This window comes from Bacterioplanoides sp. SCSIO 12839 (assembly GCF_024397975.1).
Classification (GTDB): domain Bacteria; phylum Pseudomonadota; class Gammaproteobacteria; order Pseudomonadales; family Oceanobacteraceae; genus Bacterioplanoides.
The window spans coordinates 3,881,608-3,904,512 of sequence record NZ_CP073745.1 but is presented as its reverse complement, the minus strand read 5'-3'; the positions used below and the strand labels follow the sequence as shown (position 1 = coordinate 3,904,512).

The window sequence follows — 22,905 nt, the reverse complement described above, 5'->3', positions numbered from 1 at the left end:
ATTTTAAGCGAGCCGACTAGTGTACCGAAGGCAAGGCAGGTTATCCACAGAACAAACAATAAAATTCTTTTTAAGCGATATTCTTGTGGATAAACCCAGCAATAACCCGTCTGAAAAACTGAGCACGAAATTGAGGAAAACCCGATCGTTAACCCAGACTGTGTATAACAGGCCATTTTATACACGCGATTTTCCCAGATAATTCTGAACTTAAGCGCAACTAATACCTGAGTTATAATTCTTTCAAGATATTGTTTTATAAGTGTTTTTTGTTGTTTTCCACAGATTTTGAGTTACTAAGAAATAAAAATAACGAACTTCTCTCTTTCTTTTCTTCAAAACATATTCATTCATATTTTCTTATTCAGAGTGAGATAAAAATGTGAAAAATCAGTTTTGAGAAAACTCACACAATTGAGCAAAAATTCGCCATTGCTATTCGTTTATCTTTCTCATACAATTGCCGCCCTCAAAAATTTGGCTATTCACTTAACGAGTGACAGTGTTATGAAACGTACTTTTCAACCAAGCGTATTAAAGCGTAAGCGTACTCACGGTTTCCGTGCTCGTATGGCTACAAAAAACGGCCGTCAGGTTCTGGCTCGTCGTCGTGCAAAAGGCCGTCACGTTCTGACTGCTTAATTGCCCGTTTACTCTCGTACGATTATTTTCAATGCCTGAGTTTGAGTTTTCCCGGCAACTGCGTTTACTAAAACCAGCCGAGTTCAAACGGGTTTTTGATAATACCGAATTACGCGGGAGTACTCCCCAAATGCTGGTGCTTGCATCAGCAAATGGGCTTGATCATCCGCGAATTGGCTTTGTACTGGCTAAAAAACAAATCAAGCATGCGGTGCAGCGTAACCGGGTTAAACGACTCATTCGTGAGTCTTGTCGGTTAAATCAGCATCAATTGCCTGCCTTAGATTTTGTCATACTTGCCCGTTCCGGGGTCACTGAGCTGGACAACCAGCAAATACGTGAGATGATTGACGCCCTTTGGTTCAGATTGAAGCGCCCATCCCATGGCAGACCATCCAACGGCAAACGTAAAAAACGGCGTTAATCTTATCGCCCGACTTATGCTCGCTTTTGTTGCCGTCTATCGCTACGCAATCAGTCCATTATTTCCCAGTCGTTGTCGTTATTACCCTACTTGTTCCAGTTATGCCGATGAAGCCATTCGTCGATATGGTGCTTTGCGTGGTGGTAAGTTAGCCTTACAGCGATTGCTCCGGTGTCACCCGTGGGGTTCCCATGGTGTCGACCCGGTACCTGATTTACCGAACCCTCAATCCCACTGTTGTCAACGGAAAGCCTGATCATGGATATCCGCCGTACGGTTATATTTATTGGCTTAGCCATTAGTACTTATTTTTTAATTCTTGCCTGGAATGATGACTACGGTCAGAACACTCAGGCAAATGCGCCAATTGCGGCGGTTTCTGAAACTCAGGATGCGCCGGTACCGGTTCAGGCTGCTACAGAAAATGCGGATATTCCGGAGGTTGATGCTCCTGAAGTCGCGCCGGAATCCATTGATGTTGCTGCCCCTGATGGCAAACTGATCACTGTGAATACCGATGTATTACAAGTGACCATTGATCCGCGTGGTGGCGAAGTGGTGCAGGTATTACTGCCAGCCTACCCGGCTTCCATCGAACAAAAGGATGTGCCTTTTGTCATGATGGAGAAAAACAATCGTCGTACCTACGTCGCTCAGAGCGGCCTGTTAGGTAAAGACGGTGTTGATGCTAAAGGCCCGGCCTTATACAGCGCTGACAATACGCGTTATGAACTAGCGGATGATGCCAATGAGCTGACAGTCGTACTGAGCACCAACACCGATAAAGGCTCTGTGGATAAAGTATTTACTTTCCGTCGTGGTGATTACCTGATGGATGTGACCTACCGCATCAACAACACCTCTGATGAAAACTGGCAAGGTACTTTCTACGCCCAGCTGAAGCGTGATAATTCAGAAGACCCTTCTGCTGGCAACAGCATGGGCATGCAGTCTTACCTGGGTGCTGCGTTAACGACCAAAGAAAACCGTTACGAAAAAATTGGTTTTGATGATTTAGTCGATGGTCCGTATAAGTCCGTTCAGCAAGGCGGTTGGGCGGCGATGCTGCAACATTACTTCCTGGCGGCCTGGATCCCAGCTCAGGATCAGCCTCACACCTACAATGGCCGTCAGGTTAAAGGCAACAACGTCTTTGGTTTCTACAGTGGCCCAACAACGGTTGCTCCGGGTTCTGTGGGCGAAGTGGGCGCCAGCTTATACATTGGCCCGAAAGATCAGGAGCGTTTAGGTGAAATTGCTGAGCACCTGGATCTGACCATCGACTATGGTTGGTTATGGTGGGTTGCCCAGCCATTGTTCTGGCTGCTGGATAACATTCACGACATCGTGGGTAACTGGGGTGTAGCGATTATCTTCCTGACCATCCTGATTAAGCTGGCATTCTTCAAACTGTCTGCAGCGTCTTATCGTTCGATGGCGAACATGCGCAAAGTTGCGCCGAAGATGCAGGAGATTAAAGAGAAGTACGGTGATAACCGTGAAAAGCTGGGCCAGGAAATGATGGCTCTGTACAAAAAAGAGAAGATTAACCCACTGGGTGGCTGTTTACCGATTCTGGTACAGATGCCGGTATTTATTGCACTGTACTGGGTACTGATGGAATCGGTTGAGCTGCGCCAGGCGCCGTTCTTCCTGTGGATTGAAGATATGTCGGTGATGGACCCTTACTTTATCCTGCCGCTGATCATGGGTGCTTCGATGTTTATTCAGATGAAGCTGAATCCAACACCGCCAGACCCAATGCAAGCACGTGTGATGCAGTTTATGCCAATCATCTTCACGGTGTTCTTCCTGTGGTTCCCGGCGGGTCTGGTACTGTACTGGGTAGTGAACAACATTCTGTCGATTGCACAGCAGTATGTGATCACTAAGCAGATTGAAAACAGTTGATGCGGTTAAGCAGCGGTGTTGCTCTACGCGACACGCTGCTAGTACGTCCCTGTAAGCTCGTCCATGACATCCATGTCATGGAGGGTCGCTTAACAGCAACATCGCTACTTTGATAAAACGGCTTGTTTGTATAAACAGGCCGTTTTTGGTTTTTGCAGATACAATACGGAAATATCGGCGTTTATCAGTCTGATGGTGGGCTTTAGCTAAGCAACCGTCTATCGCAGGGATGCGATAGTCGAGCGTACAGGGATGTATTAACCGCGTGTTGCGTGCTGAAGTGCACCGTCAGACATACTCCGTTTTTGATTCATTACAATAAGCCAGAGAGCTAAGTCAGATAATTATGTCAGAACATGCCATTCATCAGGACACCATCACCGCTGTTGCTACCGCCCCCGGGCGCGGAGGCGTTGGTATTATTCGGGTATCCGGTGAGCTGGCACTTACTGTCGCAGAAAAAATTCTCGGCTTTCAGCCAAAACCTCGCTACGCCCACTACGGCCCGTTTACCGCGGCTGACGGCACAGTGCTGGACGAAGGCATTGCCTTGTATTTTCCGAATCCGAATTCGTTTACTGGTGAAGATGTACTGGAGCTGCAAGGTCACGGTGGTCCTGTGGTACTGGATCTGCTGTTAAAAGAAGTGGTGGCGTCAGGCTGTCGCTTAGCACGCCCAGGTGAGTTCTCAGAACGCGCCTTCCTTAATGACAAAATGGATCTGGCACAAGCGGAAGCGATTGCCGACTTAATTGATTCTGCCTCTGAGCAAGCCGCTCGTTGTGCCCTGCGCTCGATGCAGGGGGAATTTTCGAAAAAAGTACACAGCCTGCTCGATCAGCTGATTCATCTGCGTATGTATGTGGAAGCAGCGATCGACTTTCCGGAAGAAGAAATCGACTTTCTCTCGGATGGCAAAGTTTCCACTATGTTATCCACAGTCGACGGTGAATTAAAATCGGTGCTGCAGGAAGCTAATCAGGGTGCTTTATTGCGGGAAGGTATGAACGTCGTAATTGCCGGGCGCCCCAATGCTGGTAAGTCCTCACTACTCAACGCTTTAGCCGGTCAGGAGCGGGCGATTGTTACCGATATTGCTGGTACCACCAGAGACGTCTTAAAAGAGCACATTCATATAGACGGAATGCCGCTGCACATCATTGATACTGCGGGTTTGCGCGATGCGCCTGATGAAGTGGAACGTATTGGAATCCAGCGTGCCTGGGCGGAGATTGAGCAGGCCGATCGGGTGTTGCTGATGATCGATTCCACCACCCACGAAACTGATCCCAAAGCCTTGTTGCATGCCTTGTATGATGAGCAGGGATTAGCCTCTGAGACGGATTCATTATTGGCCTCTGGGCGCTTAACTGTGATCCGTAATAAGGCGGATATCTCAGAAGAAAGCATGGGGTTATCCACAACCAAAGATTTCCCAACCATTACCTTATCAGCGAAACACAATCAGGGCGTGGATGACTTGCGCCAGCACCTGAAAGACGTGATGGGATTTGAAGCGGCTTCCGAAGGCGGATTCCTCGCTCGCCGTCGCCATATTGATGCCTTAAACCGTGCTCAGGAAGCTTTGGATTTTGGCCGCCAGCAGCTGGAAGGTATGGCGGCTGGTGAATTACTGGCGGAAGACTTGCGTATGGCACAACACGCACTGAACGAAATCACCGGTGAATTCACCGCTGACGACCTGCTGGGTGAGATTTTCGGCAGCTTCTGTATCGGTAAGTGAATGTAAAAAATTGTTTCAGGATTTATCTGGACGCTAGTGTCTCGCTTTTGTATTGTACGGATTATGATCAATAATCAGTTTTTATGTTGAGTAACGACTGATTAATAAATTTATTTAATCCGGATTCAGACCATGTATCGAAATACAAAAGTAGTACTCGCAAGTGCTTTAACACTTTTTTCACTGTACTCAGCTGCTGACCAGCAAGTTCTTGATGACCTGATTGTTGTCGGAAGCCAGTGTGTTGGTGATGCTTGTACAGATACTGAAGATTTTGGTTTTGATACATTGAGACTGAAAACGGATGATCCACGCATTTCATTTGTTGATACCAGTACTTCAGCTGCTTTTCCTACCAATGATTGGCTGATGGGTATCACCAGTGAATCACTGTTAGATGCGCCTTATTTCTACCTGATTGACCAGACTACTCAACAATCCGTTTTAAAAATCTCGGCTGGCGATAATAGCAGTGTTGCTTTAGGTGCCGGTTCTGAGCTGGTTGATGGTGCAATATCCGTTGGAGCTGAAGGTGCTGAGCGTCGTATCACTAATGTAGCTGAAGGAACAGCAGACTCTGATGCAGTTACCAAAGAACAAATGGATGCTGCGCTTAATGCCATCAACGCCCGAATAGATTCGATTCTTATCCAACTCAATGAACTTTGAGGGGGAAGAACATGACAATTACAAAATTACCGGCCGCTAGTCTATTGGTCCTTTTAAGCTTGAATGTGACGGATGCCTGGTCTGACCAGATTATCCAGGAAAACCAGGTTGTGGTGGGCAGTGCCTGTATTGGTCAGGACTGTTCTAATGGTGAGAACTTCTCCAGGAATAACGGAGATCAGCCGCTCAGTAATGATGCATTACGTCTGAAAGAAAATAATCTGAGAATTAATCTTGATGATATGTCTGGCGCAGAAAAACTCGGTAAGCGCTGGGAAATGACATTTAATTCATCCTCCAATGGCGGTGGTTCTTATTTTCTTTTACAAGCACTCAATAACGAAAAATCAGAAATCCGTGTATCTGATGGATTTCAACGCAAGCCCATTTGTGATGGTTATGGTTCAAATATTAGTGGTGGGTATATTGAAAATGAGTTTATTCCTGCTGGCGAACCAATTTTTGTACCAGTGCCAACGACGCCATTTAAACAAGGCTATTTTATTGAGTGTGAAACCAGTGATGCGTTAAGTGATGGCACTGCGCCAGCACCGGTTTGTGACGTTATTCAGAATAATGACACGGTTCAGTTCAATGGTGTGATTCCAGACGGAGATCCCATCATTGAAGTGGTTTCCGTGACTCAGGGTTTTTGGACGATGTACACCTGCACCGAATCGCAAGAGCTGGACTATCAACGTCAGAACTTATTCCGGATAAATGCCGGTGCTAATGGCAATATTGTTTTAGGCGAAGGTGGGCCTTCACCGGATGAACGCATCGTTTCTTTGGGTAGCGATGGTATTGTTCGTCAGTTGAAAAACATTGCTTCGGCTTTTTCAGCATCGGATATTGCTACCGTAGGTGATTTAAAGAAGGCATTAGAGGAAGCTGATCAACAACTGGATACAATCAATCTGTTTTTGGCGAGTTATCCGCTATTCAAAGACTTCTTAGCAGGAACAAGCGATCAGGCGCCAACTCAACAAGATTATGAAAACCTGGGTGTCACCGGATTTTCCGAGGCCATTGCTGATGCGGTTGCTCAGTTAAATGCGCTGATTCTTGATGAAGTGGCTAAGAACCCTGCGTTTAAAGTGTCAGGTATTGCCGGTTTAGCACAAAATGCGATCGACTTCAGTCTGCAAAAGCCAATCCCTGAACCAGAACCGACTCCTGAGCCAGAACCAACTCCTGGGCCAGAACCGACTCCTGAGCCAGAACCGACTCCTGAGCCAGAACCGACTCCTGAGCCAGAACCGACTCCTGAGCCAGAACCAACTCCTGAACCAGAGCCGACTCCTGAGCCAGAACCAACTCCTGAACCAGAACCAACTCCTGAACCAGAACCAACTCCTGAACCAGAACCAGCACCTGATGCAAGAGAAGGTATTGATAATCAAACGTCTGATTCTGACGAAGACACATGGCTTGGTTCTTTAAATCTGGGATTTGTGACTCTGTTAGCTGTCTTTGCCTTGAGCAGACGCAGATTTAATTATTGAAGAACGGGAGCAAAGAGATATCGATTTGATATCTCTTTGTCATTTCAGCCTTTCAACACTTGCTGAATACGTTCGGCCATCACATTGGCATCGTGATAATCCAGCGCGATATGAATCACTTGTTCGTTTTTCATCAACGCCAGTGACGGGAATGAATTTAACCCAAGCTGGCGTGCTCCTCTTATTTCACGCTCCAGTGTTTGGTTTGCTTCAATCTCTTTCAGTGAAGCATCAAAAATATCACCTTCAATGCCGATGTTATGTGCGCACTGCTTTAAGGTCGAATTATTCGATGGGTTCTGTGCATTCAGATAATAGGCGTGCTGAATCTGTTCGATCATCTTCTCTTCCAGGCCATGCTTGCGTGCCACCAGGCAAGCGCGGCAGGCCGGATACGTTGAGCGTCGCGGTTGGCAATCGTGCCAGAAATCAAAGTTAAACTCTGTCCCCAGCTGTTGCCGGATATTGCGCCAGGTGTCCTGCAACATGTTCTGCATTGTTTCCGGCATGGGTTGATCTGAATCTCGTGCCAGGCCGCCCACCCGGTATTCGATTATTAACTCGCCCTGAGTAATCTGTGGCTGAAGCATTTCCTGTAAACGCTGCCACACAGGCTTAAACCCCCAGCACCAGCTGCACATTGGGTCATAACAATAAATCAGAGTGGTTAACTGTTTTGGTGCAGGCATCATCGTTCAGTACTCGGTCAAAACATGGATTAAAGAATCGGTTATAGCGTTTTAGTTCCCTAAAGCCAGCAAAACTTCGGCCGATTGCTATCTTTAATAACATCATTCACGAGCGGAGTTTGACGTGCAGAAAATTACTCTGGCAGCCTGCCTGGCCTTATCCATGAACCTTGGTGGTTGTATTGCCGAAGATGATGACGATGAAATTGTTAATGATCAGGGAGAAACCATCACCGATCAGACGGCTTCTTTGAGTGGCTTCTGGGATGGCCAGTTTAATCAAACCACTGACCTGAGGGTATTAGTGTACAACGGTAATGTTTATGCACTTGATGAGAACAATGGTTATTACGGCACGGTTGTTCTGAATGCTGGCAATCAAACAGTGGTTGCTGAACTAACGGCATATGCGCTTAACGAAGATTCCAATACGGAGGCGAAACAATTCACCGCCGATGGAAACGAAGCCAGTTATCAACTGGATACCCAGTTGACCAGCCTGACAGCCAGCAATGACTCTCTCTTTGGCAGCTACAGTATCGATGACACACCAACGGGTAATGTGCAGTTAACCCGTGATGGGACCTGGGAAAATAACAGCCCGCTGTCTAACCTGATCAAAATAGGCAAATGGACGGCGACAAACCATGAGCTGGTAATCACCCGTGCGGGAGAAGGTGCAACATTCACGGGTGTTGCCACTGATGAAGCCAACGCTGGGTGTAACTTCCGTGGCAGTTTATCCACATTAGATACTAATTTTAATTTGTATCGTGTGACGCTCACAGAGCGAGAAGACTGTCCGGCTTTCAACGAGTCAAACGTGCCTGGTTTTGCTGGTTTTAATAAAGATGGTGCTTTGGAATTTTACTTCCGTGCGGACAATTCCCTGCTATTTATGACTTTTACTCCTCCGGCAAGCCCCGCTGCAGGCGACGGCGGTGATGCGGGTGCTGGCGGCGATGCGGGTGCTGGCGGCGATGCGGGTGCTGGCGGCGATGCGGGTGCTGGCGGCGATGCGGGTGCTGGCGGCGATGCGGGTGCTGGCGGCGATGCGGGTGCTGGCGGCGATGCGGGTGCTGGCGGCGATGCAGGTGCTGGCGGTGATGCCGCTTAATCTGTTGAAAACTCTGTGATTTATTTGAAAAAAACCCGGGCAAAGCCTGGGTTTTTTTATGCATAAAGTCATGCTCCAAGCTGTTGATAGTAACTTATCTACAATTGTATACAGATTTATGCACAGCCTAAGTAATTGTTTTTATTGAATAAGGTGAAAATAAAAACAGTCTGTGGGGGAAAATTAACACAGCCAAAAATCTTATGTGGATAAAGTGGATAACTTTGATGGTTAAAAATTGTTCAATGCTATGCCCTATTGATTGCACTCCTGATATAATGCGCGCCCTTTTCGCTCAGCAGGCGTTGAAACGCCGATAAAATGTAGAAGAAAAGTGTGTAAAAGTTTGAGCGCAAACAACAAGATTTGAGGTGAGTTGTGGATTATCCGGTTCGGTACGATGTGATTGTGGTTGGCGGTGGACACGCCGGTACTGAGGCAGCCTTAGCGGCGGCGCGTACCGGTTGTAAGACTCTGTTGTTAACTCACAATACCGATACTGTGGGTGTGATGTCCTGCAACCCGGCGATTGGTGGTATTGGTAAAAGCCATCTGGTGAAAGAAATTGATGCTTTAGGTGGTGCCATGGCGCGCGCTACCGATCTGGCCGGTATCCAGTTCCGTACCTTAAATAGCCGCAAAGGCCCTGCTGTTCGTGCAACCCGTGCCCAGGCCGACCGTGCGTTATACCGCACCGCCATTCGTAACATCGTTGAGAACCAGGATAACCTGGATATCTTCCAGGCCTCATGTGATGACTTGATTGTCCAGGGCGATGGTGTCGGTTCAACCGCTTGTGGTGTGGTGACCAACACCAATATGCGTATCCATGCCACTACTGTGGTGCTGACCGCCGGTACTTTCCTTGGTGGACTTATCCACATCGGTATGGAAAACCACAAAGGTGGCCGTGCTGGTGATCCGCCGTCGATTGCTTTGTCTGAGCGTCTGCGTGAAATGCCGTTTAACGTTGGTCGTTTAAAAACCGGTACTCCGGCTCGTATTGATCGCCGCAGTGTCGATTTCTCCGTAATGCAGGAACAGCCGGGCGATACGCCTCTGCCCGTGATGTCTTTTATGGGCTCAGTGGAAGAACACCCAGAGCAGGTGAGCTGTTATATCACTCACACTAACGAGCAGACTCACGACATTATCCGTAACAACCTCGATCGCTCGCCAATGTATGCCGGTGTGATCGAAGGGGTTGGTCCACGTTATTGCCCATCGATTGAAGATAAGGTGATGCGTTTTGCCGATAAAGACAGCCATCAGATCTTTGTTGAGCCGGAAGGCCTGAACAGCAACGAGTTATACCCGAACGGCATTTCCACTTCGCTGCCGTTTGATGTGCAGCTGGATTTAATCCACAGCATGAAAGGCTTCGAGAACGCGCATATTACCCGCCCGGGTTACGCCATCGAATACGATTATTTTAATCCGCAGGATCTGAAGCACAGCCTGGAAACCAAGTTTGTGAACAACCTGTTCTTCGCCGGTCAAATCAACGGCACCACCGGTTATGAAGAAGCCGGTGCACAAGGCTTGTTGGCTGGTACCAACGCCGCATTACGGGCGCTGGAAAAAGACGCCTGGATTCCACGTCGTGATCAGTCTTACATCGGTGTACTGGTCGACGACCTGATCACCATGGGTACCAAAGAGCCGTACCGTATGTTCACCAGCCGTGCGGAATATCGCCTGGTGCTGCGTGAAGACAACGCCGATTTACGCCTGACCGAAGTGGGTCGTAACTTAGGCCTGGTCGATGATGAGCGCTGGGCGGCCTTTTCTGCCAAAAAAGAAGGCATTGAACGCGAAGCTGAACGTTTGAAAACCACCTGGGTTCAGGCCGGTACCGACGAAGCGAAACAGCTGGAAGACATGGGGGAAGCCGCGATTGCCCGTGAATATAGCCTGCACGATCTGCTGAAACGCCCGGGTTTGAATTATTCACAAGTCGCTAACCTGAAAGGTGAATCTGTGGAAGACGCTCAGGTAGCCGAGCAGGTGGAAATCCAAGCCAAGTATGATGGTTATATCGCTCGTCAGCTGGAAGAAATTGAACAATTGCGCCGCTACGAAAACACCAAACTGCCAACGGATCTGGAATACGATGCCATTGGTGGTTTATCCAACGAAGTGAAACAAAAGCTGCAAACCGTACAACCAGAAACGCTGGGTGTGGCGTCGCGTATCTCTGGTGTGACTCCGGCGGCGATCAGCCAGATTCTGATCCATCTGAAAAAGCGCAAATTGGCGAATCAGATGACGGCCTGATTGTTTTTGAGATGAGCTTAAAGGCGCATTGCAGTTTGGTCATCCCCTGACTAGTCTCAGAAGATTTATTCGTTGAACAGTGCTTTATATGCCCTCAAACAAAGACCAGCTGACACCTGAACAGTTATTGAGAATCGTACTGGATACCATTCCTTTACGTGTCTTCTGGAAAGATGTTGATCTGAACTATCTGGGCGCGAATCAAAAGTTATTGGATGATATTGGTTTTAAAAACCTTGAGTCATTGGTTGGGCAATCCGACTACGCCATTTTTGATACACAGGAAGAAGCTGAGCCCAAACGTGATGATGACCGCGAGGTCATTAACAGCGGTAAAGCGAAACTCGATATTGAAGAGGCGTTGGTTATTCCCGGCAAGCCAACGAAGTGGCTGCGCACCAACAAAGCACCGATGCAAACTGAAGATGGAGTAACCATCGGCGTATTAGGTACATATCAGGATATCACCGCAGAAGTTGAGTACCGTCAGCAAATCGAACGACAAGCATTAATCGATCCGCTCACTGGACTTGAAAACCGGCGTAGCATACAAAATACAATCGCTCAGCACGATTACACATCGGCGGGGTTATTGTTTATTGATTTAGACCGCTTTAAACAAGTAAACGATACGCTGGGCCACTCAATTGGAGATGAGTTGTTGAAGCTGGTTGCTGGCTATTTTCAGCGGGTTGCGGATAAGCATGGTGCGTCTCTCGCCAGATTGGGCGGTGATGAATTCAGTATCTTTAAAACGTTTGAGCATAAACAGCCGCTGAAAACAAAGCTGGAAGCAATCGCGAAAGACATTCTTGAGACATTAAACAGACCGATCAGGCTGGAACATAATATTGTTACCATCGGCGCCAGTATTGGCATTACTGAGCTGGATGGTTATAGCAATGTAACCAAAGACGGTTTCACCGAAGCCGACTTGGCCATGTACAGTGCTAAGCGCGATGGGCTGAATAAATATCAATTTTTTTCTGAAACACTCCGTGTCTCTGCCAAGCGCCAGCATCAGTTGCATGCGTATTTACACCGCGCGGTTGCACTCAAAGAACTGTATTTGGTCTACCAACCACAGTTTGATCAGAACCAACGCCTGATTGGGGCGGAAGCTTTAATTCGTTGGCGTCATCCGGATTTAGGTGAGGTTTCACCGGCAGATTTTATTCCGGTTGCTGAAGAGTCTGGCATGATTCACGAGATTGGTGAATGGGTGATTCGTGAAGCTCTGGATGCATTAAAAAACTGGCAGTCATTATTATCTGCATCGCCAGATTTTAAGTTGGCGATTAATGTCAGCTCATGCCAATTCGAAAATAAATACTTAGCCGAGTACATCAAGAATCAACTCGAGCAGCGAGAACTTAGTGGTCGGCACCTTGAGGTCGAGATCACAGAAAGCCTGTTATTTAAGTACAAAGAAATGGCAACGACTACGATGGTCAAGCTGAAAGACTCTGCTATCTCAGTCGCGATTGATGACTTTGGGACGGGTTATTCCTCTTTATCTTATCTGGCAACGCTGCCACTGAATAAACTCAAAATTGATCGCTCTTTTATTACTGATCTGCACAACAACCCAACCAATATGAAGCTGGTCGAAACCCTTGTTAACCTTGCTGCTAGTCTGGGTTTGAGGGTGACGGCTGAAGGTGTTGAAACGAATGAAGAGTTGGTTGAACTGAAGCGTCTGAATTGCCAGGAGTATCAGGGCTTTCTGTTTGCAAAACCCATCAGTCAGCAGCAATTTGAGAATACTTACGTTTTTATTGAATAGCCTCTGAAAAGGATGGTCAGCCCTTGATACTTATCAAAACCGGGTTTTTTATGTCAGCCATACTGACTGCAACAGTCGTATGACGGGAGAGAAATGATGAGTGGCGAATTACATCTGGTTAAAGAATTATTAGCCGAACTGGACGACAGCAAAGACAAACAGCTGAATGCCCAATATGCCGAAGATCTGTTGTTTACTGAGCTACTGACCCGTCTGGGTCAGCGCCGAAAGATGGCCGATATCCTTCATCAGGCACAATATCATCTGACCAATCTGGATCAGGATGAATTTGTTGTAACGCGGGGTTGTTAGAGACCACTACGACCATTTGGTGTTATTGGTTGCGTTTGATGAAGCTATCCAGGCGCTTAGGTGAGAAACCTGTCATACGTTCTTGATTAAGTGTGAACAGCGGAATGCTTTTGCTGTTAAAACTCTGATAGCGCAGCTTTCCTTCTCGACTTTTTTCAATATCAAATTCACGAAATACAATTTGGTTGTCACGCATATATTTTTTGGCTTTGGTGCAGTAACCACACCATTCTGCGGTGTAAATAGTGAGGTTACTTCCATGATTTGCGCTGGTTTTGGTAAAAGACACACTATTGGTTGGTGTGAGTTCAAGAGCCTCTGCGTTTTTCGACATTGGGCGGTCACTGAAGTGGACTTTGCCGTTGGCGTCTGTCCACTTGTAAATGCCTGCTAATGTACAGCAGCTGAAAGCAATAGTTGCAAGTGCAATGATAAGGCGCATCCGTGCTCCCTGTGTTCAATTTGATTGGTATGGATGTACTGTACGCTGAAGAATCAGTACAGTGCAATCACACTTTGACCTAAGCCCAGCGTTGCATCACGGTACAGGCGACTAAATCACCGGTCACGTTAACCGAGGTGCGGCACATATCGAGAATCCGGTCGACACCCAATATCAGCGCTATGCCTTCTGCCGGTACACCAATACTGTTAAGTACCGTTGCCAGGATGACGATACCAACACCCGGTGTGGAAGGTGAACCAATGGATGCCCCCACGGTTGTAATGGCCAGCAATAAGATCTCATGAATCTGAAGATCGACACCAAAAACCTGAGCCAGAAAGACCGCCGCAATGACCTGGTATAAAGCCGTGCCGTCCATATTCACTGTGGCGCCCAGCGGTACAACAAATTTCGCGGTGCTGTCGTCGACGTTTAACTCGTCCTGGGCAATCTGCAGTGATAGCGGCATCACGGCGGCGGAACTGGAGGTGGAAAACGCCAATAATTGAGCCGGGCGTACCGCTTTGGCAAATGCTAATACAGGACGTTGAGCGAACAGCTTGACGATTATCAGATAGGTCAGATACAAGCAGAATAACCCCAACAGAACAGTGCCGACATAAGCCGACATTCCCAGTAATACTTCCAGTCCGACCTTGATGGAAATTTCGCTTAATAAACCAAACACTGCGTAAGGTGCCAGTAGCATGGCCCAGCCTACGACCTTCATGGAAATTTCCTGTACCCCTTCGACCATGTCGCGTAAGGCTGCGACCCGCTTACGTGGCACGCTGGCCATCGCCAGGCCCATTAAAATAGCGAAAATGACCAGCTGCAACATACTCTGTTCGTAAATTGCACGGGTGATATTGGTTGGTATCAGAGCCGATAAGCGCTGTGGGATTGATATATCGCTGGCGGGTGCCATGGTCGCAGGAATCGTTGTGTTGGTGTTCGCCATCAATGCATCCACATCGACGTAATTACCAGGCTGAATCAGCAGCGCTAAGGTAATGCCAATGGTCACTGCGAGAGTGGTGGTGAGAACAAAATACGGCGCAATTTTTAAACCGACGGATTTCAGATTAGACGCATCACCACCGCCGCCAACGCCCAACATAATTGAGCTGAGTACCAGTGGAATCACCACCATCTGGATCATATTCAGGAAAATGGTGCCGGGTAGTTTCACCCATTCGGCAATTGAATAAGCTGTTTCTGCCTGAACCGCCCGGCCTCCTTCTGGCGATAACCAGCTGCCAAAAAAGACTCCCAACACTAGCGCCAGCAGGATTTGCATCCACAGTTGGCGCTGGATCAATTTGGTTAGATGTTTTACTCCCTCGCCGGCATAACTGTCGGGCACATCTTTGTTAAATAACTTCATTTCATTCTTCCTGAGCGTCTTAACCTCATTGTAGAGGTTGGCGAGCAGCGCAGTTTAACTCAGATCAAGCCAGTTAATACCTCAACAGATGAGTAACAATGTGTTGTGAATAGCGAGTTAAAGCCGCTTGCGGTCTGTGGAATTATGCTAAGATGCGCGGCTTTTCGTTGATAGCTTGCAAGCGAGATTTCCATGACCGTGCCGATTGAACAACTCACCGAGCAAATAGCCCGCGGTGCGCAGGCGATGCAGATTGATTTATCGACTGAGCAGCTGGCTAAACTCAGTGATTACTTGGCGCTGTTTATTAAGTGGAATAAAGCGTACAACCTGACGGCGATTCGTGATCCGCAACAAATGGTGCCGCTGCACCTGCTCGATAGTCTGGTGGTTAACCGTTATGTGCAAGAAGCCAGCCTGATCGCTGATATCGGCACCGGCCCGGGTTTGCCTGGCATTGTGTTGGCCATTATGAACCCGGATAAAGAATTCATGCTGCTCGACAGCAATGGCAAAAAAACCCGCTTCCTGTTTATGGCAAAAACCGCTCTGGGCCTAGACAATGTCACCATAGTGAACGATCGGGTTGAAGCGTATCATCCACCTAAGCCTTTCGATATGATTGTCAGCCGGGCCTTCGCTTCTCTTTATGACATGACCCATTGGTGCCAGCATTTACGGGCTGAGCATGGCTGTTTCATGGCGATGAAAGGTCAGTATCCGGATGACGAAATTGTTGCGATTGAAGGTAACTTCAATGTAGTTGAAAGTTTTAAACTGGATGTTCCGGGTGTGGATGGCGAGCGCCATCTGTTACGGATTATGCCTGCTTAAGGAAGTTCTCTGTGAGTAAAATTCTGGCAATAGCCAATCAGAAAGGTGGCGTGGGTAAAACGACTACGGCTGTGAACCTGGCAGCGTCGCTGGTCGCCACCAAGCGTCGTGTTCTGCTGGTGGATCTCGATCCACAAGGCAATGCCACCATGGGGTCTGGCATAGATAAGCACGATCTTGAGTTATCCCTTTATGATGTATTAACCGGCGGTTGTCGAACGGAAGCGGCGATTCAGCAAGCCGATCCAGCCGGTTATGATCTGTTGCCAGGTAATGGAGATCTGGTGGCGGCAGAAGTCGAATTGATGGAAGCCACGCGCAAAGAAAGCAAGCTGCGTGATGCGCTTGGCGAAGTGCGTCCTGATTACGACTATATCCTGATCGACTGCCCGCCCTCACTGAATATGCTGACACTGAATGCTTTGGTGGCGGCCCAGGGGGTACTAATCCCAATGCAGTGTGAATATTACGCACTGGAAGGGCTGAGTGCTTTGTTGCAAACCATCGAGTCATTAAAAGAAAGCATCAATCCTAAGCTGGAAATTGAAGGCTTGTTACGCACCATGTATGACCCGCGTAATGGCCTGACGCAGGATGTGTCGGCACAGTTAACCGAGCATTTTGGTGACAAAGTTTATGGCACTGTGATTCCACGCAATGTGCGCTTGGCAGAAGCGCCGAGCCATGGTTTACCAGCGCTGGTTTACGATAAAAACTCCCGCGGTGCCGTGGCTTATCTGGCGCTGGCCGGCGAAATGAATCGCCGTAATAAGTAATTGATTTAAGTGTAAGAAGAATGTCGAAGAAAAAACGTGGATTAGGACGTGGCCTGGATGCCCTGATGGCCAGCTCAAAAGCAGCCGTTGCCATTGAGCCAGTTGAAGTGGCGACCGAATCAACGTCCAAACCTGCTGGCGTAATGTCAGATGCTGCGAGTGAACCTGAAGCAACGGTAAGTGCGGCTAAAGATGGTGAGCTTTCGCACCTACCGGTTGAGTGGATTCAGCCGGGTCAGTATCAGCCACGTAAAGATATTCAGCCTGAGGCGCTGGAAGAGCTGGCCGCTTCCATCAAAGCTCAGGGGCTGATGCAGCCGATTGTGGTTCGCCCGATTGCTGGCGGCACACCTGAAACACCCAAGTACGAAATCATTGCTGGTGAACGCCGCTGGCGTGCCTGCCAATTGGCGCAGATGGAATCGGTTCCGGCGTTAATTCGTGATGTGCCGGATGAAGCCGCCATCGCGATGGCGCTGATCGAAAACATCCAGCGTGAAAACCTGAACCCAATGGAAGAAGCGATGGCTTTGCATCGCCTGCAGCATGAGTTTGAGCTCACGCAAATGGAAGTGGCGGAAGCTGTGGGTAAAAACCGCGCAACAGTGGCCAATCTACTGCGCTTAATGAATCTGAACGACGACGTGAAGCGTTTGCTCGAGCATGGCGATATCGAGATGGGCCATGCCCGTGCGCTGCTGGGTTTACAAGGTGGCCAGCAGTCTGAAGCCGCTGCTCAGGTTGTCACTCGTGCGCTAACGGTACGTCAGACTGAAGCCTTGGTGCGCAATCTGCAAAACGGTGGTGATCAGAATACGGAACAAGCCAAAGCCAATCCTGATATCCAACGCCTGGAGCGTTTATTGGGCGATCGTTTGGGTGCTAAGGTTGCAATCAAACACAGCGCCAAGGGCAAAGGTCAGCTGGTGATTAATTACACCAATCTGGATGAGTTGGATGGGATTTTGCGTCATATTCAATAAAGCGGTTCAGCTCAAAATATTGTCTTATTCTCATGATGGTGGTCATCTTGACCACTATTCCCCTACTTTTTAGCCCCCATTCACCCCGTGAATGACACACATCACCGAAATACGACTAATTAACGTGTGTTTACACTCGGTTTCGGTTGATGCGTATTGGTCGAGCCAATATAATCACGGCGCTCTAAATTTGGGCGTTGCTGTCTTTTTGTTTATGCAGAGTCGTGTTTTTTTGCTTAAACATTAAATTTTTGAAGTGATGCGAGGCGTGTGTGTCATCAATTTTTCCTCGCCAGGCGGTGTACAAACTCATTGTTGTACAGTTCGGCCTGACACTTTTAGCAACCGCAATTGCCTGGATTCATAGTGATGTAGCCGCCAAGTCGGCGTTGTTGGGAGGTTTAACTTGTGCCATCCCCAGCGCGTATTTCGTCTGGCGAGCATTCCGCTATTCCGGAGCAAGAATGGCTGACAAAGTGGTTCAGTCGTTATACCAGGGAGAAGCCTGGAAATTTATGCTCACCGCACTGAGTTTTGCCGTGATATTTGTGCGAGTTGAGCCATTGAATGTTCCTGCATTGTTTGTAGCGTTTATGACAGTGCAGCTGGGGCACTTGGCCTCAGCCAGAATGACTAATTTTTAAACCTTTGGAATTGAGAGTGAACAATGGCTGGTAACTCCCAAGAGTATATCTCGCACCACTTAACCAATCTCACCTACGGCAAGTTGCCGGCAGGTTATGTTCGTACTGATAAAGACGGCAATGAAACTGAATTAACCCAGGACACCTGGACCATGGCGCTGAGCGGCAAAGAAGCTCAGGATATGGGCTTTATGGCGGTTCACGTTGATTCGATCGCCTGGTCTCTGGCGATGGGTCTGCTGTTTGCCTGGTTGTTCCGTAAGGCAGCCAAAGCAGCGACTTCCGGTATCCCGGGCAAACTGCAGAACATGGTGGAAACCGTTGTTGAATTTGTTGATGGCACGGTGAAAGAAACCTTCCATGGTCGTAACCCACTGGTTGCTCCATTAGCCTTAACGATCTTCGTTTGGGTATTCCTGATGAACTCTTTGAAATGGGTTCCGGTTGATATTATTCCTGGCATTGCCCACGCGGCTGGCCTGCCTTTCTTCAAGATTGTTCCAACGGCCGATCCAAACGGCACACTGGGCTTGTCGTTAGGCGTATTCCTGCTGATTGTTTACTACAGCATCAAAGTTAAAGGTGTAGGTGGCTTCGCGAAAGAGCTGTCTCTGACACCGTTCAATCACCCGATTGCAATCCCGTTCAACCTGTTCCTGGAAGTTCTGGGTCTGCTGACTAAACCTTTGTCTCTGGCACTGCGACTGTTCGGTAACATGTACGCGGGTGAGGTTGTATTTATTCTGATTGCGCTGCTGCCATTCTACCTACAATGGGTTCTGAATGTGCCGTGGGCAATCTTCCATATTCTGGTGATTCCGCTGCAAGCGTTCATCTTCATGGTTCTGACGATTGTTTATCTGAGTCAGGCTCACGAAGACCACTAACAGCGTAATTAACAGACGATTTTAACCCTTTAATTAACTTACTTAACTAAACCTTTAGGAGTCTCATATGGAACTCGTTTACATTGCTGCTGCAATCATGATCGGCCTGGGTGCACTGGGTACTGGTATCGGCTTCGCTCTGCTGGGCGGTAAGCTGCTGGAAGGTACTGCACGTCAGCCAGAGCTGGGTCCTCAGCTGCAAACCAAAACCTTCCTGATGGCTGGCCTGTTAGACGCCGTGCCTATGATCGGTGTTGGTATCGCGATGTACCTGATCTTCGTTGTAGCTGGTTAATCTGAGCACGATCTCTGATCGTGTTTATTAATCACTTACTCCAACGAATTCGTAAGAGGTAATCGCCGTGAACTTGAATCTGACCATCCTTGGTCAATTGATTGCGTTCGCGATTTTTGTCTGGTTCTGCATGAAATACGTCTGGCCACCACTGACCAGCGCTATGGCGGAACGTGAAAAGAAAATCGCTGATGGTTTAGACGCAGCTAACCGCGCTGCTCGCGATTTAGAACTGGCACAGGCGAAAGCCGCTGACCAGTTACGTGAGAGCAAAGAAAAAGCTGCTGAAATCATCGAACAGGCTAGCAAGCGTGCTAACCAAATCGTTGACGAAGCCAAAGAACAAGCCCGCGCTGAAGGTGAGCGTCTGGTTGCTGCTGCTCAGGCAGAAGTAGCTCAGGAAGCGAACCGTGCTAAAGAAGCGCTGCGTGCTCAGGTATCTGAGTTGGCAGTAGCTGGCGCAGCCAAAATCCTTGCAAAGTCTGTTGACGCTGCTGCTCACGAAGAGCTGCTGAATCAACTGGCTAACGAACTGTAAGCGAGGTTGGCATGGCTGAATTAACAACTCTCGCTCGGCCATACGCAAAAGCTGCGTTTGCTGAAGCACAAGAGAAAAACACACTGGATGCCTGGTCTGATGATCTGAGCGTACTGGCTGCTTTTGCCGCCGATGCCGATCTGGCCGATATTCTGGTGCACCCTTCTCTGACTGCTGAGCAGCAAGCGCAAGCACTATTAGACGTATGTGGCGACAAGCTGAATGAAGCAGCCAAAAACCTGGTGGCCGTTCTGGCTGATAACAAGCGTTTAAGCTTGTTGCCAGAAGTATCGGCTCTGTTTGAAGAGCTGAAGGCACAACTGCAAAACACGGTAGACGTTGTTGTTACTACCGCGTTTGAAATGACCGACGCACAACAAGATAAGCTGGCTGAGTCTTTAAAAGCCAAGCTGAAGTGTGATGTACGTATGAGCAGCGAAGTCGATGAGTCTCTCATCGGTGGTGCGATCATCCGTGCCGGTGACCTGGTAATTGACGGCTCGCTAACTGGCAAATTGTCCAAGTTAGCCGAAGCGATGAACTCCTAGTTTGAGGGACGATGCATGCAGCAACTGAATCCATCTGAGATCAGTGAAGTCATCAAAAAACGCATCGAAAATCTCGATGTGACTTCACAAGCCCAGAACGAGGGCACCGTCGTATCTGTATCTGACGGTATCGTTCGTATTCACGGTCTGGCTGACGCCATGTACGGTGAAATGATTGAATTTGAAGGCGGCGTATACGGCCTGGCAATGAACCTGGAGCGCGACTCCGTAGGTGCTGTTGTTCTGGGTGAATACAAGTCTCTGGCCGAAGGCCAGACCGCTAAATGTACTGGTCGTATCTTAGAAGTACCGACTGGCGAAGCTCTGCTGGGTCGCGTAGTCGACACGCTGGGTAACCCAATCGACGGTAAAGGTCCGATCGAAACTAACACTACTGCTCCGGTTGAGCGCGTTGCACCTGGCGTAATTGCACGTCAAGGCGTAGACCAGCCACTGGAAACTGGTTACAAAGCCGTTGACTCCATGGTGCCAATCGGCCGTGGTCAGCGTGAGCTGATCATTGGTGACCGTCAGACTGGTAAGTCTGCGATGGCCATCGATGCGATCATCAACCAGAAAGGTACTGGTGTTAAGTGTATCTACGTTGCCGTTGGCCAGAAGCAGTCAACCATCGCTAACGTAGTACGTAAATTAGAAGAACACGGCGCGATGGATCACACCATCATCGTTGCTGCTGGCGCTGCCGATCCTGCTGCTATGCAGTTCCTGGCACCGTACGCTGGCTGTGCGATGGGTGAATACTTCCTGGATCGTGGTGAAGATGCTCTGATCGTTTATGACGATCTGACTAAGCAAGCATGGGCCTATCGTCAGATTTCCCTGTTGCTGAAGCGTCCTCCTGGCCGTGAAGCTTACCCTGGTGACGTTTTCTACCTGCACTCCCGTCTGCTGGAGCGCGCATGTCGCGTAAACGCTGACTACGTTAAGAGCGTAAGTGGTGTTGAAGGTAAAACCGGTTCCCTGACAGCTCTGCCAATCATTGAGACTCAAGGTGGTGACGTATCTGCATTCGTACCTACCAACGTGATCTCGATTACTGACGGTCAGATCTTCCTGGAGACCAGCCTGTTCAACTCGGGTATCCGTCCTGCAATGAACGCCGGTATTTCGGTTTCTCGTGTAGGTGGTGCAGCCCAGACTAAGATCATCAAGAAGTTGGGCGGTGGTATTCGTCTGGCTCTGGCTCAGTACCGTGAACTGGCAGCATTCGCTCAGTTCGCTTCTGACCTGGATGATGCAACCCGTAAGCAGCTGGAACACGGCCGTGCAGTAACCGAGCTGATGAAGCAAGGTCAGTACGCTCCGATGAAGACCGCTGAAATGGGTCTGTCTATCTATGCTGCCAACGAAGGCTACCTGGAAGACGTTGAAGTGAACAAGATTCAGGCGTTCGAAGCCGCTTTATTGAGCTACGCCAACAGCGAATACAAAGAGCTGATGGACAAGATCAATGTTAAAGGCGACTACAACGACGAAATCGCTGCCGGTCTGAAAGAGCTGATTGAGAAATTCAAGAGCACTCAGACCTGGTAAGTCCGGTGCTGGTGCGACTTAGCGGTTGCACCAGCTGGATTCACTAAGAAAACGTAGGACAGTCTTATGGCAGTCGGAAAAGAGATTAAAGAGCAGATATCGAGTGTTCAAAGCACGCAGAAAATTACTTCAGCAATGGAAAAAGTTGCCGTAAGTAAAATGCGTCGCGCTCAGATGCGCATGCAAGCGAGCCGTCCATACGCGGATAAAATCCGTGATGTGATTGGTAACCTGGCGAATGCTGCACCTGAATATCGTCACCGTTATATGCAAGACCGCGAAATCAAGCGTGTTGGTTATATCGTGGTGTCTTCCGACCGTGGCTTATGTGGTGGCCTGAACAACAACATGTTCAAGACCGTCGCTAAAGAAGCTCAGGACTGGAAAAACAAAGGCGTGGAAGTTGACTTCTGTGCTGTCGGCGCTAAAGCCGGCCTGTTTTTCAACAGTTTTGGCGGCAACGTAGTAGCAGCAAAAGCCCAACTGGGTGATGCGCCTGAGTTAGCCAGCCTGATCGGAGCGGTTAAAGTAATGTTGGATGCATACGACGAAGGTAAGATCGATCGTTTGTTCATCGTTTATAACCGTTTTGTAAACACCATGACCCAAACGCCGACTTCAGTGCAGTTACTGCCTCTGAAGGCGAAAGAAGACGATTCCCTGAAACGCCAGTGGGGTTACATCTACGAGCCAGCGCCAGAAGATATTATCGAAGGCCTGTTGATTCGTTACGTAGAGTCCCAGGTGTACCAAGGTGTAATTGAGAATAACGCCTGTGAACAGGCTGCACGTATGTTAGCGATGAAGAACGCTACCGATAATGCGGGCAGCATGATTGACGACCTGAACATGCTTTACAACAAGGCTCGTCAGGCAGCAATTACTCAGGAAATTTCAGAAATCGTAAGCGGTGCCGCGGCTGTATAAGCCCGGGATTC

Annotated in this window: 24 protein-coding genes; 21 read left to right on the top strand and 3 right to left on the bottom strand. The window is 48.6% G+C overall.

Annotated elements, in window-relative coordinates:
- Window positions 1–507: 507 nt before the first annotated feature.
- The 7 genes from rpmH (at window position 508) to KFF03_RS17620 (ending at window position 6,895) form a co-directional block, all read left to right on the top strand.
- The gene (gene rpmH, locus KFF03_RS17650; protein WP_068657478.1) at window positions 508–642 is read left to right on the top strand and encodes a 50S ribosomal protein L34; all 135 of its coding nucleotides are present in this window, start codon (window positions 508–510) and stop codon (window positions 640–642) included.
- A 31-nt stretch (window positions 643–673) separates the two neighbouring features.
- Window positions 674–1,066, top strand: coding sequence for a ribonuclease P protein component (rnpA, locus tag KFF03_RS17645; protein WP_255858237.1), 393 nt, complete (start codon window positions 674–676; stop codon window positions 1,064–1,066).
- The gene (gene yidD, locus KFF03_RS17640; protein ID WP_255858236.1) at window positions 1,026–1,322 is read left to right on the top strand and encodes a membrane protein insertion efficiency factor YidD; all 297 of its coding nucleotides are present in this window, start codon (window positions 1,026–1,028) and stop codon (window positions 1,320–1,322) included. Before rnpA ends, yidD begins: the two co-directional genes overlap by 41 nt.
- Before the next feature lie 2 nt (window positions 1,323–1,324).
- Complete coding sequence (gene yidC, locus KFF03_RS17635) at window positions 1,325–2,977, top strand: membrane protein insertase YidC (protein ID WP_255858235.1); 1,653 nt, start codon at window positions 1,325–1,327, stop codon at window positions 2,975–2,977.
- Between the two features lie 346 nt (window positions 2,978–3,323).
- Window positions 3,324–4,721, top strand: coding sequence for a tRNA uridine-5-carboxymethylaminomethyl(34) synthesis GTPase MnmE (gene mnmE, locus KFF03_RS17630; RefSeq protein ID WP_255858234.1), 1,398 nt, complete (start codon window positions 3,324–3,326; stop codon window positions 4,719–4,721).
- A 132-nt stretch (window positions 4,722–4,853) separates the two neighbouring features.
- A complete protein-coding gene (locus KFF03_RS17715; RefSeq protein ID WP_304941515.1) occupies window positions 4,854–5,390 on the top strand; it encodes a hypothetical protein in 537 nt (178 codons plus the stop codon).
- A gap of 11 nt (window positions 5,391–5,401) precedes the next feature.
- Window positions 5,402–6,895 carry a hypothetical protein gene (locus KFF03_RS17620; RefSeq protein WP_255858233.1) on the top strand — a complete coding sequence of 498 codons (1,494 nt, stop codon included), beginning with the start codon at window positions 5,402–5,404 and terminating at the stop codon, window positions 6,893–6,895.
- Window positions 6,896–6,939: 44 nt separating this feature from the next.
- Here KFF03_RS17620 and KFF03_RS17615 read toward each other — a convergent pair whose 3' ends face one another.
- Window positions 6,940–7,587, bottom strand: coding sequence for a DsbA family protein (locus KFF03_RS17615; protein ID WP_255858232.1), 648 nt, complete (start codon window positions 7,585–7,587; stop codon window positions 6,940–6,942).
- A 121-nt stretch (window positions 7,588–7,708) separates the two neighbouring features.
- Between KFF03_RS17615 and KFF03_RS17610 the strand changes: the two genes are divergently transcribed.
- The 4 genes from KFF03_RS17610 to KFF03_RS17595 all read left to right on the top strand — a co-directional run bounded on the left by KFF03_RS17610 (window position 7,709) and on the right by KFF03_RS17595 (window position 13,076).
- Window positions 7,709–8,701 (top strand): hypothetical protein, encoded by a 993-nt coding sequence (locus KFF03_RS17610; RefSeq protein ID WP_255858231.1) that lies wholly within the window; start codon window positions 7,709–7,711, stop codon window positions 8,699–8,701.
- A 378-nt stretch (window positions 8,702–9,079) separates the two neighbouring features.
- Window positions 9,080–10,978, top strand: coding sequence for a tRNA uridine-5-carboxymethylaminomethyl(34) synthesis enzyme MnmG (mnmG, locus tag KFF03_RS17605; RefSeq protein ID WP_255858230.1), 1,899 nt, complete (start codon window positions 9,080–9,082; stop codon window positions 10,976–10,978).
- 88 nt (window positions 10,979–11,066) lie between these two features.
- Window positions 11,067–12,764 carry an EAL domain-containing protein gene (locus KFF03_RS17600; protein ID WP_255858229.1) on the top strand — a complete coding sequence of 566 codons (1,698 nt, stop codon included), beginning with the start codon at window positions 11,067–11,069 and terminating at the stop codon, window positions 12,762–12,764.
- Between the two features lie 93 nt (window positions 12,765–12,857).
- A complete protein-coding gene (locus tag KFF03_RS17595; protein WP_255858228.1) occupies window positions 12,858–13,076 on the top strand; it encodes a hypothetical protein in 219 nt (72 codons plus the stop codon).
- 22 nt (window positions 13,077–13,098) lie between these two features.
- Here KFF03_RS17595 and KFF03_RS17590 read toward each other — a convergent pair whose 3' ends face one another.
- Together KFF03_RS17590 and KFF03_RS17585 are read right to left on the bottom strand one after the other, a co-directional pair.
- Complete coding sequence (locus KFF03_RS17590; RefSeq protein WP_255858227.1) at window positions 13,099–13,518, bottom strand: glutaredoxin family protein; 420 nt, start codon at window positions 13,516–13,518, stop codon at window positions 13,099–13,101.
- Between the two features lie 79 nt (window positions 13,519–13,597).
- Window positions 13,598–14,908: a dicarboxylate/amino acid:cation symporter gene (locus tag KFF03_RS17585; RefSeq protein WP_255858226.1), complete on the bottom strand. Its 1,311-nt coding sequence runs from the start codon at window positions 14,906–14,908 to the stop codon at window positions 13,598–13,600.
- Window positions 14,909–15,100: 192 nt separating this feature from the next.
- Here KFF03_RS17585 and rsmG point away from each other — a divergent pair, with 192 nt between their 5' ends.
- The 10 genes from rsmG to atpG all read left to right on the top strand — a co-directional run bounded on the left by rsmG (window position 15,101) and on the right by atpG (window position 22,894).
- Window positions 15,101–15,742 carry a 16S rRNA (guanine(527)-N(7))-methyltransferase RsmG gene (gene rsmG / locus KFF03_RS17580; RefSeq protein ID WP_255858225.1) on the top strand — a complete coding sequence of 214 codons (642 nt, stop codon included), beginning with the start codon at window positions 15,101–15,103 and terminating at the stop codon, window positions 15,740–15,742.
- A gap of 11 nt (window positions 15,743–15,753) precedes the next feature.
- Window positions 15,754–16,518 (top strand): ParA family protein, encoded by a 765-nt coding sequence (locus tag KFF03_RS17575; protein WP_255858224.1) that lies wholly within the window; start codon window positions 15,754–15,756, stop codon window positions 16,516–16,518.
- A 20-nt stretch (window positions 16,519–16,538) separates the two neighbouring features.
- Window positions 16,539–17,501 carry a ParB/RepB/Spo0J family partition protein gene (locus tag KFF03_RS17570; protein ID WP_255858223.1) on the top strand — a complete coding sequence of 321 codons (963 nt, stop codon included), beginning with the start codon at window positions 16,539–16,541 and terminating at the stop codon, window positions 17,499–17,501.
- 272 nt (window positions 17,502–17,773) lie between these two features.
- Window positions 17,774–18,145 carry an ATP synthase subunit I gene (locus KFF03_RS17565; protein ID WP_255858222.1) on the top strand — a complete coding sequence of 124 codons (372 nt, stop codon included), beginning with the start codon at window positions 17,774–17,776 and terminating at the stop codon, window positions 18,143–18,145.
- Window positions 18,146–18,168: 23 nt separating this feature from the next.
- Window positions 18,169–19,032: a F0F1 ATP synthase subunit A gene (atpB, locus tag KFF03_RS17560; RefSeq protein WP_255858221.1), complete on the top strand. Its 864-nt coding sequence runs from the start codon at window positions 18,169–18,171 to the stop codon at window positions 19,030–19,032.
- A 67-nt stretch (window positions 19,033–19,099) separates the two neighbouring features.
- Window positions 19,100–19,327 (top strand): F0F1 ATP synthase subunit C, encoded by a 228-nt coding sequence (atpE, locus tag KFF03_RS17555; RefSeq protein WP_255858220.1) that lies wholly within the window; start codon window positions 19,100–19,102, stop codon window positions 19,325–19,327.
- 67 nt (window positions 19,328–19,394) lie between these two features.
- Window positions 19,395–19,865 carry a F0F1 ATP synthase subunit B gene (locus KFF03_RS17550; RefSeq protein WP_255858219.1) on the top strand — a complete coding sequence of 157 codons (471 nt, stop codon included), beginning with the start codon at window positions 19,395–19,397 and terminating at the stop codon, window positions 19,863–19,865.
- An 11-nt stretch (window positions 19,866–19,876) separates the two neighbouring features.
- Entirely contained in the window at window positions 19,877–20,413 is a 537-nt protein-coding gene (locus tag KFF03_RS17545; RefSeq protein WP_255858218.1) for a F0F1 ATP synthase subunit delta, read from the top strand.
- Between the two features lie 15 nt (window positions 20,414–20,428).
- Window positions 20,429–21,967, top strand: a complete 1,539-nt coding sequence (atpA, locus tag KFF03_RS17540; protein WP_255858217.1) for a F0F1 ATP synthase subunit alpha — start codon at window positions 20,429–20,431, stop codon at window positions 21,965–21,967.
- A 66-nt stretch (window positions 21,968–22,033) separates the two neighbouring features.
- Complete coding sequence (atpG, locus tag KFF03_RS17535) at window positions 22,034–22,894, top strand: F0F1 ATP synthase subunit gamma (RefSeq protein ID WP_255858216.1); 861 nt, start codon at window positions 22,034–22,036, stop codon at window positions 22,892–22,894.
- The last annotated feature ends 11 nt before the right edge of the window (window positions 22,895–22,905 follow it).